Consider the following 15,180-nt stretch of genomic DNA (forward strand, 5'->3'; position numbering starts at 1 on the left):
CTTACGTCTACGTTAAGACTGTTACCTTTTTCTCTGCGACGATCTCGTGTTCGATATGTCCGACCCCTGAGATTTCGACCCGCACACGATCTCCCGCTTTCAACCATGTTGGCGGATCAAACCCTGCCCCAACCCCCGCTGGCGTGCCGGTAAATATGACGTCGCCGGGCTCTAGTGTGAATGCAGCCGTAAGATGGGCGATCTGCTCTGCGATGGAGAACGTCATATCCCGCGCATGACCGCTTTGGCGCAACTCGTCATTGACATAGCCGCGCACTTCCACCGCGCCAAAATCTTCAATCTCATCGGGTGTCACTAGCATTGGCCCAAACGGCGCATGCGTGTCGAACCCCTTGCCCATAATCATGGTCTGGCTGGCGCGCTGCCAATCTCGAACGGAAAAGTCGCAACCGCAGCACAGACCCGCAATCATCTCCCAAGCGCGATCTTTTGGGACATGTCGCCCGGTTTTTCCAATGATCGCGACGATTTCCGCTTCATAGTCCAATTGCTCTGAAACGGCCGGCAGATGGACGTCCGCATAGGGGCCATTGGCGGCTGTCGATTGTTTGTTGAACCATTTTTGCACGCTCGGCGCGGTGTTTTTCATGAAAGACACCGACTCTTTGGCATGCTCGGAATAGTTGAGGCCGATCCCCAGAATTTTACGCGGTCGCAATATCGGCTGAAGGATCTCAGCCTCTTCTAAGGCCACCTGCCCGCCCCGCCCCGCGGTCTCGGCAGCCGCCCGGAGATCTCGTAAGAGATGTACCAGATCTTCAGCCTCTGTCAGCCGAACTTGATCCCCCTCGACCAAGCCCGCGCGCGTCGTTCCTCCCAAGTTTACATTGACCCATTTCATTGGCGTGTGACCTCTTGGCTACGATTGGACGAAACCGGATGATTTCTGTGAGAGTTTCAATTGAAGCCTGACCTTTAGAAGTCTAACCCTGATCCTCTCATTGGTGGGATAATAGAAAGTAGAGTTCAGATGACACAAGGCCTTCGCGCGCAAGAAAGCACGCTCGCCGATCTTTTGTGCAATGGTATGGAAATGGCGATGCCGCCCTATCAGCGCAGCTACTCTTGGGAAGCCAATGAGGCGCAGGCACTTCTATCCGATCTACAGGATGTCAGCGAAGGGAGCGAAAAGCATTTCATCGGCGCGATTGTGCTGGTGAAAGATGGCGACCGTTTCCTCATCGTTGATGGACAGCAGCGCCTCACGACGCTGACAATCTTACTGAGCGTTCTTCGCGATATGGAGCCGGATGCTGCACGCAAAGAAGAAATCCATGCCTTGATTGCAGATACCGACAACAAGAAGAAGCCGACCTGGCGAATTTCCCTTAACCACATTGACGGTCCCTATTTCCGTGAGGCGATCCAAACGCCTGGCGCAGCTCTCGGGTCTGATGCCGAGCCAAATGAGAGCGAGAGTCAACGGCGGATGAAGCGCAATTTGGACAATTTCACCAAAACCGTGCGGGACTTGTCCCCCGATGCGCAACGCGCGCTGGCAGACACTATCCGGAACAGGATTCTGCTCGTGAAAGTTGTCGTTGAAGACTGGGACGGCGGCTACAATGTTTTCCGGGTATTGAACACACGCGGCAAAGCACCAAACTCGCATGACATTATCAAAACCGACTTGCTCGAAAACGCGAACTTAACGCCGAAAGAAGCGGAGCAGTTTTCTCGCGAATGGTCGGAACATGAGTCGCGACTGGGCGGCTCAGGATTTGACGATCTGCTCTATCAGATCAGCACGCTTTACGCGAAAAAAGCAAAAAAGGGATCCAGCGAGTTCCGCAAAGCAGTGATCAATAAAACCGCTGGCGGCGCACGGCAATTCTTGAGCAAAGAACTGCCTGCCTATGTCGATGCCTATGTGACGATCTCAACTGGAGAAGGCACGTTTGGCAATATGACAGATAAAGTGAACGAGTGCCTCAACCATCTCCGATTGATCGATCACCAATTGTGGCGTGCCCCAGCGCTTAAATTCCTGGTGAATCATAATGGCAGTCCAGAGACCGCTTTCGCCTTTTTCAGAAGCTTAGAGCGCTTTGCGTATGGCGCGATGATGGCGATCACCGATCAGCGTAGCCGGCAACGACGATACCAAAAAATCGCCGATAGTGCGGACAATCCGCGCGCTCTGCTGGCAGAAAATGGCCCGCTCTCCCTTTCAAGAGAGGAACGCCGCGAAATCTCAAACCGGTTGCGCAGCCGCTTCGGCGCTTTTTCGCAGCGGCGAGCCATCGCCTTACGCATGAATGCCGAAATCGAGAGTGGAAAAGCGCTCGGTCCTGGCGATGGCGCAACGGTGGAACATGTGCTTCCGAAAAATCTACCAGACGATTCACCCTGGAAGAATGCCTGGCCAAACTCGGCTGTGCATCGTGACTTGGTCGATACGATCGGAAACTTTGCGTTGCTGTCCTCGGCCATCAATCAGAAAGCCGATAATCTTTCATTCGATGAGAAACGCGAGCTCTACTTTGCGCAAGGGGATCCCGAATTCGCGCTGACCCTTGATATCAAAGACAAAGTGGCCTGGACCCCTGAGGTGACGCGCAATCGCACAGAACATCTCTCAACCATTATGGAAAATGCGTGGCAGCTGGATCGGGCTATGCCGACTCTATCGTGAGCGAAAAGCCTGGATCTGATTGACTAGGAGAGTGATTCTTCGCGTTTGCGGTCGGCCGCATAATCAGCCAGTGTATCGGCCGCATCGCGGGCTTTATCGATGCTAACATCAAGCGCTGAGAGTGCTTCGGAAGCTGAATTCGCCTCCGCTGTGTCAAAGCCGGAGAGCGAGTCAACGAAGGTGCGGCGCGCTTTTTTGGCCGTCACCAGTGCGCTTTCATAGCTGACCAAGTCCGCGCGCAACGCTTTGGCGGATAATCCAGCACCGAACAGTTTCTCGGCTTCCATCGTCGCGACGTCTAAGCCATGAGCAGCGCTTTCGATATCCGATTGGATCAAGGCCACTTGGTCAGGCCTCGCTTCTGCGGCTTCGGCAATCGACGCGACATATGAGCTTTGGGCTGAGTCATCATCGCTGGCGCCGTCCATAAGAACCCGCGCAAATCCCAATAGACCGGTGTTTTTCTCCACCCACAGCTTGCGCTCGGCAAGATCGGTATAGGCATTTGAGACGTTTCGCAGACTGCTTTGCGAAGCCGACAAATTGGTTTCAACCGTTGCTTCCGACGCAACCATAGAAACAGTGGCACATCCGCTAAGGCTAGCTGCCAGAAGGATGGAAACTAATACACTACGCATTCGGGCGTCTCACCTGCATAAAATCATCCCTCACCTGCAATAACACATACAGATGAGAAAATCGCCGTCCATACCCTTTATTCATAAGCTAACTGCCGATAGGTGAAGAGGTCGTGAACAAAGGCAAGAAATGCTCAAACTTTATCCACCTGTAGAGGCACGCCGCACGGGGTTTCTACGTGTCAGCGAGCTCCACGAGATTTATTGGGAAGAATCGGGCAATCCGAACGGGCTTCCGGTTATCGGCATTCATGGCGGTCCGGGCGGCGGTTCGAGCCCCGAAATGCGGCGTTTCTTCGATCCCGCGGTCTATCGCATCATCCTAATCGATCAGCGCGGCTGCGGAAAATCGACCCCGCACTCGGAACTTCGCGAGAACGATACTTGGACGCTGGTCAGCGATATGGAAGCAGTTCGCGAACACCTAGGAATTGAAAAATGGGTACTTTTCGGCGGCTCTTGGGGTTCCACCCTCGCCCTTTCCTATGCCGTCACGCACACTGATCGGGTGTTTGGGCTGATCCTACGCGGGATCTTTTTGCTGACCCATTCTGAAGTTCAGTGGTTTTATCAGGCAGGTGCAAGCCGCCTGTTTCCAGATTCTTATGATCGCTACGTCGCGCCTATCCCCGAAGCAGAACGCGGCGATCTCTTACACGCATTTCACAAACGTCTCACCGGCGAAGACAAGGTACAGCGCCGAAATGCCGCCAAAGCATGGGCTTGCTGGGAAGGTGAGACAATCACTATTCAAGGCCCAACAAGCCGACCGAAAAGGTTTGAGGAAGACGATTTCGCAGACGCCTTTGCCCGGATCGAATGTCACTATTTCGTCAATAAGGGCTTTTTCGAGAAAGACGGCTGGTTGCTCGAGCAGGCGGCAGAAAAACTCAAAGATGTACCCGGGAAAATTGTACATGGGCGCTATGATGTCGTCACACCTCTATCGTCCGCTTGGGCCCTGAAAAAGGCCTGGCCGACCGCCGAGTTGGATATCGTACCGAATGCTGGCCATTCGAGCCTAGAGCCTGGTATCGTCGACAAACTTATCCGCAGCACCCGTGATTTTGGTCGTCGGTTTCGTTCGCAGTGATCTGTCGCAAGATGACATGATTAGGGTGTGGTAGGCTGATCCTATCAAAATCGTCCAATTTAATATTGGACTTTTTGGCCTGCGGTCCCACCTCCCTTGGGTCAAACTTGGGAGTGACATTTAATGAAACATCTATTGCTGGCAGCCTCGGCCGTGGCGGTCGTTGTCGCGTGTGTTAATGTTGAAACTACAGACGCACCAGAAGGCGCTGTCGAAGCGGCCACCACAGAGACACAAGAAATCGCTGAAGAGGTTGTGGAAGTGGTTGAGGCTGCTGCGCCGGAACTCTGCTTGGACGCAGGCCCGCAAACGCCGCGCGACATTTCCAACGTGACCGGATTGAACACTGTGACCTTCCCGAAAGCGCCGCCTTCGACGTCGATGAACCTGTGCAACATCCACACCCACACAAATGCCGAACACAAAGGTCCTGGCTTTAGCGTCTTTGTCGATGCCACCGAAAATGGCGGCTATGCCTGTAACGAATCCGCCGATTTGACAGCCGAAGAGCTGGCGCCATCGGAAGGGGCTTATAAAGGCGTCGTCCCAGGCCAAACCATTGAAGTCCACTGGGTCCACACCACCTGCGACGCAACCCCCGGCGAAGGCCTTGGCGCGTGCGTACCAGAAGGCTGTACAGATCCGCTTCTGCGGGTCGAGGCTCAAACCTTCCTGGTTGTGAATGATACCGAAGCCCTCGATTTCACCGAAATGGCAGCGGTTGTCGATGAAAAAGGCGGCTTCTATCAGGCCGGCATGATCCCATCCGATACAGGCACACCCGTCACTTTCCCTGGCTCAACCACAGGCCCGAGCTACACCCAAGCGGTATGTTCACCGGCTCAAGTGACATGGAATGTTCGTCCGATGTGCGCGAAGCTCGACATCAACTCGCTGCACAAATGGGCGGCCGAGGGCAATGTCTTCAATGAAAGTAAGTCTCATGGCGTCCGCCAACTCGTAACCGCCCCTGAATTGCTGTCGCCTATTCAATAAAGCACGAACCCTCATTCGGCTTGAATGGAACTCAGAAAAAACCCCGCCTCGATTGTGAGGCGGGGTTGTTTTTTGAACGCTCTATTGGGTTAGAATTTGTCGATAATTCCGAACACCAAGATCACGCCAATGGCGGGTGGCACGATCCAGCGGACGGCAAACCGCCACAGGTTCATGACCGTCCCTTCCCCAAATTCGGAGGTGAGCATATCTCTGCTCAACACCCAACCTGAGAAAACCGCGACCAGCAATCCACAAAGCGGCAACATAATCGTGCCCGTGATCATATCGGCAAAGTCGATATAGTCGGCGGAATAGACATACCCAGCGCCGATCATAAACAGGACGAAGCCAACGCCGAGAGCGGCGCCCCAACGGTTCACCCCTTGGCGTTCTTCCAGCCAGGACACCCCGACTTCCATCAGTGAGATCGACGAAGTCAGTGCCGCGAACAGCGCCAAGGTGAAGAACGCGCCGCCGATCAGGCTGCCCATTGGCATCGCCTCAGACCCGAACGCGATCGGCAAAGACACGAAGAATAGGCTTGGCCCACCCGCTGGATCTGCACCAAACGCAAACACGATTGGGAAAATCGCAAAGCCAGCGATCAGCGCCACCATCGTATCAGCACTTGCAACAATCGCTGAGGAGCGCGGAATATTCGTATCCTGCGAAAGGTACGCGCCATAGGTGATCATCAAACACGAGCCAACGCCGATTGAGAAAAACGCCTGTCCGACGGCTGCCAGGAAGGTGCTAAAGGTCACTTTGCTGAAATCCGGCTGCAGCAAGAATGCGGCGGCTTTCGCGCCGTCCCCATTGATCAACGCAAACGCTACGATCCCCAATAATAGAATGAAGAAGAGCGGCATGAGGATGGTCGCCGCACGTTCGATACCGCCCTTAACCCCGCGCGCAACGATAAATGTATTCACAGCAATAAAGCCGCCAAGGCACCACAAGACTAGCCCGCGATTGCCAATCGTTTCACCGAAATTGGCACCCGAGGTTTCAGCCGTAAAGCCTTCAAAACCGCCGGAAAAAGCTTGCGGAATGAACGCGATCACCCAAGCTGAAATCACCATATAGAAAGTGAGAATGAAGAAGGCCGCTAAGGATCCAACCCAAGCGACAAAGCCCCAATTCGCACTCTTACTTTCGGCGCGCGCCAATGAATGGACGCCTTCAACAGCCGACATGCCAGACTTTCGGCCCATGCCATATTCTGCCATCAAAACAGGCAAACCAAACAAGACGACACATGCGAGATAAATGACGATAAACGCACCGCCACCATTCTCACCTGCCGTAAATGGGAAACGCCAGAAATTACCTAAGCCGACGGATGATCCCACCGCCGCCATAATGAATCCAAAGCGCGAGCCCCACGTATCTGTCTTACGACCGATCGCTGCCATAAATACCTCCTCCCAGGGAATGATTTTATCGAAACTCTAGCCTTCAGAGCACAAAAATCAACGTGATCGCTGGGTTTAAAGGAAGGATTGTTTGCCGGAATTCCGCCTAACTAGACGCCGGTATTGATCGGATCTTTCCGGCCCAGATGAACCGCGCCAACTAAACCGAAACAGGCCGCGGTCGTAATCATCACCGTCCCGCCATAAGAAAGTAGCGGCAGCGGCACACCCACCACGGGCACAAGGCCAAGCACCATCGCGACATTGAACAAGATATAAAAGGCGACCGTCATCACCGCGCCAGCGGCCGCAAATCTCGCAAACAGGCTGGCTGCCCTGAGCGCTATCGCCAAACCTAAACCGAGGATCAGCATCCACAGAACGAGAACACCGCTCGTGACCAGGAACCCAAACTCTTCGGCGAGCACGGTCAAAATGAAGTCTGTGTGCTGTTCAGGAATATAGTCCAGCTGCGATTGGGTGCCTTCCATATAGCCTTTTCCGGTCCAGCCGCCCGACCCGATAGCAATCTTCGCTTGCTCAATTTGATAGCCATCATCCATGACATTGACCGACTGGCCGGTCAGCTGCGCGAGATAGGTGTCGACCCGCTCGCGCTGATAGTCTTGCAGCACGAAGAAATAGATCGCCGGAATGCTGGCAACCGCCGCCACCGTCATCGCCATAATGACCCGCCACCAAAGCCCTGCCAGGAAGATCAAAATCCCGCCAGACGCGAAGAGCGCTAAAGTCGTTCCAAAATCGGGCTGCCGAAAAATCAAAGCGGCGGGCAACAGGATGAGCCCCAAAGCCGGCAAGTGGATCAAGAACCCGCCCGAATAATCATTCCACCTTTTGTGATAGTACGCGGCCAAGGCCAGGGTCAGCGTGACTTTCATGAATTCCGATGGCTGAACACCGATCGGTCCGATTTGCAGCCAGCGCTGTGCGCCGCCGCCGGTTGAGCCGAAAAATTCTACAGCCACCAGCAGCACAAGGGTCGCCAAATAGCTTGGCCACGCGGCCCAAAACCACCAACGGATCGGGACCAATGCCGTCACCAAAAGTACGCAAAGCGCGACGGCAAAGCGTGTTGCTTGTCGGGCCGGCAGCCCAGCTTCCTCGGGGTTGGTGAAGGTCGCTGAATGCAAAATCGCGACGCCAATCATCGCCATAGCGCAGATCATCAAGATCAAGCCCCATGGCAGAGCCTGCACTTGGCTGAGGAGGGATCGGCGCGAAAAATCAAGCGTGTTTGAGCGAATGGTGACCATGGTTATGGTCCTCCGCTACCGACACCGCCGCTGCCGCCTAAAGCGGCAGTGCGGGTATAGGCTGGTGAACGCCGGGCATCGAGCCGCATCGCTTCAGCCATAATGTCTCGAGCCACCGGCGCCGCCGCTTTTGAACCGCCCTCGCCATGCTCAACAATCACTGAGATGGCATATTTCGGATCGTCATGCGGCGCGTAGGCTACGAATAGAGCGTGATCACGCAGCCGGCGATCAATCGCATCACCTTTGAGAATACCTGACGCACGTTCCGCAGCTGAGATACGGCGCACTTGCGAGGTGCCGGTTTTACCCGCCAGTCGTGGACCGCCAAGCCCGAGATCACCCGACCGAAGGGCTGTGCCGCCAGCCTCAGAGGTGACGCCATACATCCCGGCTTTCATGCGTTTCATAAATTCCGGGTCGAGCGGCGCATCGAAAGGAATGTCGCTTTCCGGTCGTGGCCCTTCGCCGATAATCCGCGGGGTAATTATTCGTCCCTCAGCGGCAATTCTGGCTGACATTACCGCCAACTGCAGCGGTGAAGCAGAAACCTGTCCCTGACCAATGCCGATATTCAGCGTTTCGCCTTCATACCATGGCTCACCGCGCGCCGCGCGCTTCCACTCATCATTCGGCACAACGCCACTCCGGCCACCGGTTAGACCAAGTTCCCAGCGCTGACCGAAGCCAAACCTTTTCGAGACATCAGCCAGGTGTTCGATACCCATTCGTTTGGCGATTTCATAGAAATAGACATCGCACGAGCCTTTGATCGCCCAGTGCATGTTCACCGAGCCATGCCCGCGTCGTTTCCAGCAATGCCACGTATTATTGCCAAACCGGTAATGGCCGGGGCAATAAACGCGCTCATTTGGATTAATCACACCGGCTTCAAGCGCCGCGGCCGCAACCACCATTTTGAACGTCGATCCAGGCGGATACGTGCCGTCATAGGCTTTGTGATAAAGCGGCGAATACTCCACATCGTCTCTGAGAACCGCATAGTCTTTGGACGAGATCCCGTTGACAAAATCATTCGGATCAAACGCTGGGGTCGAAACGAAGGCGAGGATGTCGCCGGTCTCAATATCAAGCACCACCGCCGCACCGCTTTCTTTGCCGAACCGATCGATGGCGAATTTCTGGAGCTCTGCATCAACCGTCAGATAAAGATCCCGTCCCGGTTTCGGGGCCAGGCTTGGATCATCAAATTCCCGGATAATACGCCCAGCAGCATTGGTTTCGAGCTTGCGGAACCCGGCTTCGCCGCGCAGCCATTCTTCAGCAAATCGTTCAACGCCTGAACGCCCCGTGCGCATATCTGGGTGTTTAAACAAGCGCCGCACGGCCGCGCGCTCTTGCGCATTCGCGCCCTCGCTCAGCCGTTCCAAGTCTGTTTCACTGGCTTTCGCGACATAGCCCAGCACATGCGCGAAATCTCGCCCGCGCGGATAAGACCGCGTCGCCGCCATCTCGACCTGGAGCCCTGGCATGCTTGGTGCCAAGACCGAGAGACGGGAGAAATCTTCGTATGACAGTTCACTGCGCACGGTCGTCGGTTGAAAGCTCGCCTGGCGCCGGGAGTCGCGTATGAGGCGGGCCTGTTGTTCTGGCGAAATCTCGATCTGATCGGCGAGTTTCGACAAAAGGCGCGGCAAGTCCTCGGCCTGTTCTCGTACGAAGGACACGCGGCCCGCCTGCCGATGCGCAGCCAATGGCCGACCAAAGCGATCTAGAATGCGACCGCGTTGCGGTGGCGCGAGGTCTAGTCGAACGCCATTCTCCGCGGCGGCCACTTCGAACCGCTCATGTTCCATGATTTGAAGTTGAAACAGGCGTGTAATGAGGCCGCCAAACAACATCGCTCCGCCGCCCGCCGCGATCAAAGCGCGGCGATTGAACATCGCATCAACAGGCCTTGTACCCTTCACGAAACAGCCCCTCCCGAAACACTCGGGCGAATTCCGAGATCAAACAGCGGGGCGATCAACATATGGACGACCAAGGTCGCAAAATACGCCGTCAACATAGGGGTTACGCGTGCAATATGTCCCGAAGAAACGCTCGCCACCAGCCATACGAGCGTGATCCCGAAAAACAAAGTTACAACCGGGAGAACAAAACTCAGAATCGGGGAACGTTCGGTGTCGGCCATTTGAGACACGACGACTGACAGACCAAAAGTGAGAAGATTTGCGAGACCATGGCTGCCCCAGGGCGCTTGCGAGGCGTCTTGCGCAAATCCGAATATGACCAAGAACATCATCGGCCCAAAAGCCATGCCCGACCGGCCCCAACCGACCGCGGCGATTAACCCGATATATGGCCAGGACAATTGCACCCCAAACAGTGACTTAGGCGTCAATCCAACTAGCCCAATCAGCGCAACGAGAACAACACCAATGATCAGACGAGATCGTGGCCGTGCCTTCTCCCAACGCAGCGCCAGCGAATCTGCAAACCCGCCCAGCCCGTTCATGACGGATCATCCTCCATCAAGGCTGAAAGCTCGGTCTCGATTGGGTTTTCCTCTGGCGGGGCGATCGTGATGATCGGCTTGAGCCGAACATAGCTCAGCTGTCCCGTCAGCATGGCGAGGTCGACTCGCACATCCTTGCTGTCATCGCCGCGCACATGTCCGACAACGACGCCGCGCGGGAACAATCCCCCTTCGCCTGAGGTCAAAATCCGCTCATTTGGCAAAAACGCGCCTTGTTCAGGCAGATCCGTGAGGTGGCCTAAACCATCACGCCCCCCAAACATGATCGCGCGAAGTCCACTCGCCTCGCCCATCACGGGCACGCGGCTGTTGAAGTCTGTGACTTTCAGAATACGCGATGAGCGCTGGCCAACTTGCACCACACGACCGACTAGGCCTCGGTCATTCTCCGCATAATACCCTTCTGCGACGCCGTTGGTGGCGCCCGCATTGGCCAAAAGTGCTTCGGCAAACGGGCCGTTCGTTTCGGCCATAATCCGGGCAGTAACTTCTGCCCCGCCTGGCTCACCCTGCATATTTAGGATGTCTTCATAGACCTCGAGACGCTCAGCCATGGTCAGCGCCAGAGCCTTATACTGCGCCAGTTCGCGCACGCGGGCTTCGAGTTCCAAGATTTGGCGTTCTTTGGCCGACGCGCCGCTCAAACGATCGATCAAGCTCGGGCGTGTGACATGGAATAACTGATCGGAGGCCGCTGTTCGGACTGGCTCAACGCCTTCACTTAGGCGCGGTGATGTTTGCAACAAGAGCAGCGCCATCAGGCCTGCAACAGCTATAAAGAAGCCATACCGTCGAAGCGGTCTTTGACGATATCCCTTGCCGCTGCTGCGTGGCATGGGCTGCTTCCTTCCTCTACGAACGCCGCCGGAACTGCGTCAATCAGATCAAACCTCTGGCGACAGGACGTTCTTCATACGCGACAGGTTCTCAAGGACGAATCCACACCCATTCGCGACGCATTTCAATGGGTCTTCGGCGATCATCACCGGCAGACGCGCTTGTTCACGCAACACGACATCCAGGTTCCGCAGGAGCGCGCCGCCGCCTGTCAGCACAATACCGCGGTCAACAATGTCGGCGGAAAGCTCAGGCGGCATCGCTTCAAGCGCGATGCGCACAGCCTCCACGATCTCACCAACTGGATCGGCGAGCGCTTCGGCCATCATCTTTTCGTTGATTTCGACTTCGTTCGGAACACCGTCGCCGGTGGCGCGGCCGCGCACGGTCACGGTCATCCCGTCACCATTCTCAGGCGCCATCGCCGTACCGATTTGCTTTTTGATGCGCTCAGCGGACATCTCGCCAACGAGAATACCCTGATGCTTACGCAGATAGTTCATGATGGCTTCGTCCATCTTATCGCCGCCAACTCGAACGGAGCGCGAATAGACCTGGCCACCAAGTGACAAAACAGCAACCTCAGTCGTACCGCCACCAATATCGACGACCATCGAGCCTGCTGGCTCTTCGATCGGAAGCCCAGCGCCAATTGCGGCAGCCAGCGGCTCATCGATCAGGTGAACTTCACGAGCGCCCGCTGCGAGCGCAGATTGATGGATGGCGCGACGCTCTACGTTTGTTGCAGAACTCGGCACACAAATGATGATCAGCGGTGAAACGAAGGCGCGGCGATTATGCACTTTGCGAATGAAGTGCTTGATCATTTCCTCGGCGACTTCGAAATCGGCGATAACGCCATCCCGCATGGGGCGAATAGCTTCCATGTTCAGCGGGGTTTTGCCGAGCATTTTCTTGGCATCGTCACCAACGGCATAGACCATTTTCCGGCCGCCTTGGTTCATATAGGCGACAACCGATGGCTCATCGAGTTTGATGCCCTGACCTTTAACATAGACGAGCGTGTTCGCTGTCCCCAGGTCGATGGCCATGTCCGTGGAAAGAACTCCGAGTAGGCTTCCGATCATTTTTTTACGCCGCTTTTTCTTATACGTGGTCCGAAATTGGAAACACGCAGCATTGATAGTCTGATCAGCCCTATACCCTCATGCCGTTTAGATATGATTAAAGCAAGTAGAAATAATTTGCCATGCGTACGATCCGTACACATGGCAAATTCTTAGTATTTAAAGGACATCTCGCGAAAGATGGGGTTTAAACCCCTCGTTAACGCAAACGCCCCGTTTGTTAACCTTTAGGCCGCTTTCCGCTTCAAGCGGCGGGCTTCAAGCTTGTTCAATGCATGGATGTAAGCTTTGGCAGCCGCAACCAGCGTGTCCGGATCAGAGGATCTACCGGTGGCCATGATACCCTCGCCCTTGAGGCGCACATGCACGTCGGCTTGGGCATCGGTTCCACCCGTCACAGCGCTCACTTGAAACAAGTCGAGCTTGCCTTCGTGCGGGACAATCGTCCGTATGGCGTTGAAAACCGCGTCTACTGGCCCGTTTCCTTCCGACGACACCGAATGGCTTTCGCCATCGACAATGACGCTCAAATCAGCCGTTTGTGGCGCTTCTGAGCCTGCGACGACACGCAAACGCTCAAAGGAAATCCGCTCGCCCATGGCCGAAAGCTGATCATCGACCAATGCGATCAAATCGTCGTCAAAGACATGTTTCTTCCGGTCAGCCAGGTCTTTGAACCGCTTAAAAGCCTCGTTCAGGCTGTCTTTATCGAGCTCATAGCCCAAGCTTTCCAGCTTATCTCGGAACGCATGACGTCCTGAATGTTTGCCCATCACCAAGCTGGTTTTCGAAACCCCGACGTCTTCGGGCTTCATAATCTCATAGGTTTCCGCGTTTTTGAGCATACCATCCTGGTGGATGCCGCTCTCATGCGCGAAGGCGTTTTTGCCGACAATGGCCTTATTATACTGGACGGGGAAGCCGGTGATCCGGCTCACCATATGGCTCGCCGTTGCCAGTTTCGTCGTGTCGAGGCCGGTCGTAAACGGCAGGTCATCACGGCGCGTATTGAAGGCCATAACAACCTCTTCCAAAGCTGCATTGCCCGCCCGCTCGCCGAGACCGTTAATCGTGCATTCGACTTGGCGCGCACCGTTTTGGACGCCGGCGATCGAGTTCGCGACAGCCAGCCCCAAATCATTGTGGCAATGGGTCGACCAGATCACCTTGTCGCTATCCGGGATTTCTTCTCGGAGGCGGCGGATCAGATTGCCGTATTCCTCCGGATGGGAATATCCTACCGTGTCGGGAATATTAATCGTCGTAGCGCCGGACGTGATCGCGGCATCAATGCATTTGCAGAGAAAGTCGAATTCTGTCCGCGTCGCATCTTCCGGGCTCCATTCGACATCGTCGACCAAGTTGCGCGCCTGCGCGACGGATCGCCCGACCGCTTCAAGCACAGCATTGGCACCCATTTTCAGCTTGTGCTTCATATGGACCGGGCTGGTCGAAATGAAGGTGTGGATCCGCGGCTTCGCAGCGTGGCGTACTGCTGCAGCACAACGTTCAATGTCGCCGGGTGTAGAGCGCGCAAGGCCGCAAATCGTGGCATTCTTGGAACGGCGCGCGATTTCGCTCACGGCTTCAAAATCGCCCAAGGATGCGGCCGGAAAACCTGCCTCAATCACGTGAACGCCCATCGTCTCGAGCAGCTCACCCAAGGCGAGCTTTTCATTATGCGTCATGGATGCGCCTGGCGATTGTTCGCCATCGCGCATCGTGGTGTCGAAAATTACAATATCAGTGGTATCGGTCATCTGTCTGGCCTGGTGATGTGAGAAACTTTTTTAAGGTCTATCCCCTGGCCGTGGACGCGCGCGTTACAACGCCGTCGCTACCGGCCAGGGGCCGATAAGGAGGAGTAGGTCCAGAAGAGGCAAATTCTTGCGCATGGCCACTGCAATGCGGCGATGAAGCGGCAGTGTCAACAGGCTATTCTGCGTTAAGCGCAATATTCTCCCCTTTGCGGCGCCGGTGCCGCACATAGAAGAAGCCGCCTAGGAATAGCGAAATTGTGACTATCGCCGCAAACGCCGCGAGCCAGACATTGCCCTGTACTGCCGCTTGGATCGCCTGAAGCCCGAAAGCAACTAAGGCGATCTTGGGGATAATCCCAAACGCCATGCCGCCCAAATAATGCAGAAACGACGCCCGAACAGCGCCGAACACCATGTTCACCATTAGAAATGGACCGGTTGGGAAGTTGCGCACAAAGGCGCTCGCGACAAATGCGTTCTTTGCGACAAAATCAGCGAAACGTTTAATTCGACCTTCGCCAAACCGTTGCAATGTCGCTTCACCGAACAGGCGCCCCAACCAAAACGTGAGTGTGCCGGAGCATAAGGTGGCAACCCAAGCCCATATGGCGCCCCAAAGCGGGCCAAAGGCATAAACGCTCATCCCAATCAGAAGAAATTGCGGAACGCCGATAAAGGCACATGCGCAGAAAGTCAGGATCAATACGGGCAATCCCCACGGTCCGTCCGCAATCCCACCGATCGCGCGTTCAAGCGCCTCAAAGTTTAGGAATTCGGTATAGCGCCCAAAGAAAAACAAGAAAAGAAGGAGCCCAAGCGCGGCAAATACCGGCCAGAGCTTTCGCTTTCGGCGCTTAGGCTCAGTCGTTGCGTTGACCTCGATTCCAGACATCGCAAATCCCTGCGCCGAGTGCCTGATC

The 15,180-nt window shown here is 55.4% G+C and carries 13 protein-coding genes; 3 read left to right on the top strand and 10 right to left on the bottom strand.

The genetic code is table 11. The features are described from left to right. Nucleotides 1–7 precede the first annotated feature (7 nt). Nucleotides 8–862, bottom strand: a complete 855-nt coding sequence (locus tag MY069_RS04640; RefSeq protein WP_482795907.1) for a fumarylacetoacetate hydrolase family protein — start codon at nucleotides 860–862, stop codon at nucleotides 8–10. Between the two features lie 129 nt (nucleotides 863–991). On the opposite strand from MY069_RS04640, the gene MY069_RS04645 reads away from it, so the two are divergent. Next, nucleotides 992–2,656, top strand: coding sequence for a DUF262 domain-containing protein (locus tag MY069_RS04645; RefSeq protein ID WP_482795908.1), 1,665 nt, complete (start codon nucleotides 992–994; stop codon nucleotides 2,654–2,656). Nucleotides 2,657–2,679: 23 nt separating this feature from the next. On the opposite strand, the gene MY069_RS04650 is transcribed toward MY069_RS04645, so the two are convergent. Next, nucleotides 2,680–3,294, bottom strand: coding sequence for a hypothetical protein (locus tag MY069_RS04650; protein WP_482795909.1), 615 nt, complete (start codon nucleotides 3,292–3,294; stop codon nucleotides 2,680–2,682). 130 nt (nucleotides 3,295–3,424) lie between these two features. Here MY069_RS04650 and pip point away from each other — a divergent pair, with 130 nt between their 5' ends. Both pip and MY069_RS04660 read left to right on the top strand, forming a co-directional pair. Next, nucleotides 3,425–4,387, top strand: coding sequence for a prolyl aminopeptidase (pip, locus tag MY069_RS04655; RefSeq protein WP_482795910.1), 963 nt, complete (start codon nucleotides 3,425–3,427; stop codon nucleotides 4,385–4,387). A 123-nt stretch (nucleotides 4,388–4,510) separates the two neighbouring features. Beyond that, nucleotides 4,511–5,383: a delta-class carbonic anhydrase gene (locus tag MY069_RS04660; RefSeq protein WP_482795911.1), complete on the top strand. Its 873-nt coding sequence runs from the start codon at nucleotides 4,511–4,513 to the stop codon at nucleotides 5,381–5,383. A gap of 89 nt (nucleotides 5,384–5,472) precedes the next feature. On the opposite strand, the gene MY069_RS04665 is transcribed toward MY069_RS04660, so the two are convergent. The 8 genes from MY069_RS04665 to MY069_RS04700 form a co-directional block, all read right to left on the bottom strand. Then, nucleotides 5,473–6,801, bottom strand: a complete 1,329-nt coding sequence (locus MY069_RS04665; RefSeq protein ID WP_482795912.1) for a sodium-dependent transporter — start codon at nucleotides 6,799–6,801, stop codon at nucleotides 5,473–5,475. A 110-nt stretch (nucleotides 6,802–6,911) separates the two neighbouring features. Then, nucleotides 6,912–8,075 carry a rod shape-determining protein RodA gene (gene rodA / locus MY069_RS04670; RefSeq protein WP_482795913.1) on the bottom strand — a complete coding sequence of 388 codons (1,164 nt, stop codon included), beginning with the start codon at nucleotides 8,073–8,075 and terminating at the stop codon, nucleotides 6,912–6,914. Nucleotides 8,076–8,077: 2 nt separating this feature from the next. Beyond that, the gene (gene mrdA, locus MY069_RS04675) at nucleotides 8,078–10,006 is read right to left on the bottom strand and encodes a penicillin-binding protein 2 (RefSeq protein ID WP_482795914.1); all 1,929 of its coding nucleotides are present in this window, start codon (nucleotides 10,004–10,006) and stop codon (nucleotides 8,078–8,080) included. Next, nucleotides 10,003–10,554, bottom strand: a complete 552-nt coding sequence (locus MY069_RS04680) for a hypothetical protein (protein ID WP_482795915.1) — start codon at nucleotides 10,552–10,554, stop codon at nucleotides 10,003–10,005. The genes mrdA and MY069_RS04680 overlap by 4 nt, the downstream gene beginning before the upstream one ends. Further along, nucleotides 10,551–11,411 carry a rod shape-determining protein MreC gene (gene mreC / locus MY069_RS04685; RefSeq protein WP_482795916.1) on the bottom strand — a complete coding sequence of 287 codons (861 nt, stop codon included), beginning with the start codon at nucleotides 11,409–11,411 and terminating at the stop codon, nucleotides 10,551–10,553. Before mreC ends, MY069_RS04680 begins: the two co-directional genes overlap by 4 nt. A gap of 48 nt (nucleotides 11,412–11,459) precedes the next feature. Further along, a complete protein-coding gene (locus MY069_RS04690; protein WP_482795917.1) occupies nucleotides 11,460–12,500 on the bottom strand; it encodes a rod shape-determining protein in 1,041 nt (346 codons plus the stop codon). Nucleotides 12,501–12,727: 227 nt separating this feature from the next. Then, nucleotides 12,728–14,260, bottom strand: a complete 1,533-nt coding sequence (locus tag MY069_RS04695) for a 2-isopropylmalate synthase (protein ID WP_482795918.1) — start codon at nucleotides 14,258–14,260, stop codon at nucleotides 12,728–12,730. 175 nt (nucleotides 14,261–14,435) lie between these two features. After that, nucleotides 14,436–15,152 carry a TVP38/TMEM64 family protein gene (locus MY069_RS04700; RefSeq protein WP_482795919.1) on the bottom strand — a complete coding sequence of 239 codons (717 nt, stop codon included), beginning with the start codon at nucleotides 15,150–15,152 and terminating at the stop codon, nucleotides 14,436–14,438. Nucleotides 15,153–15,180: the final 28 nt, after the last annotated feature.

The organism is Hyphomonas sp. ske169 (genome assembly GCF_056850855.1).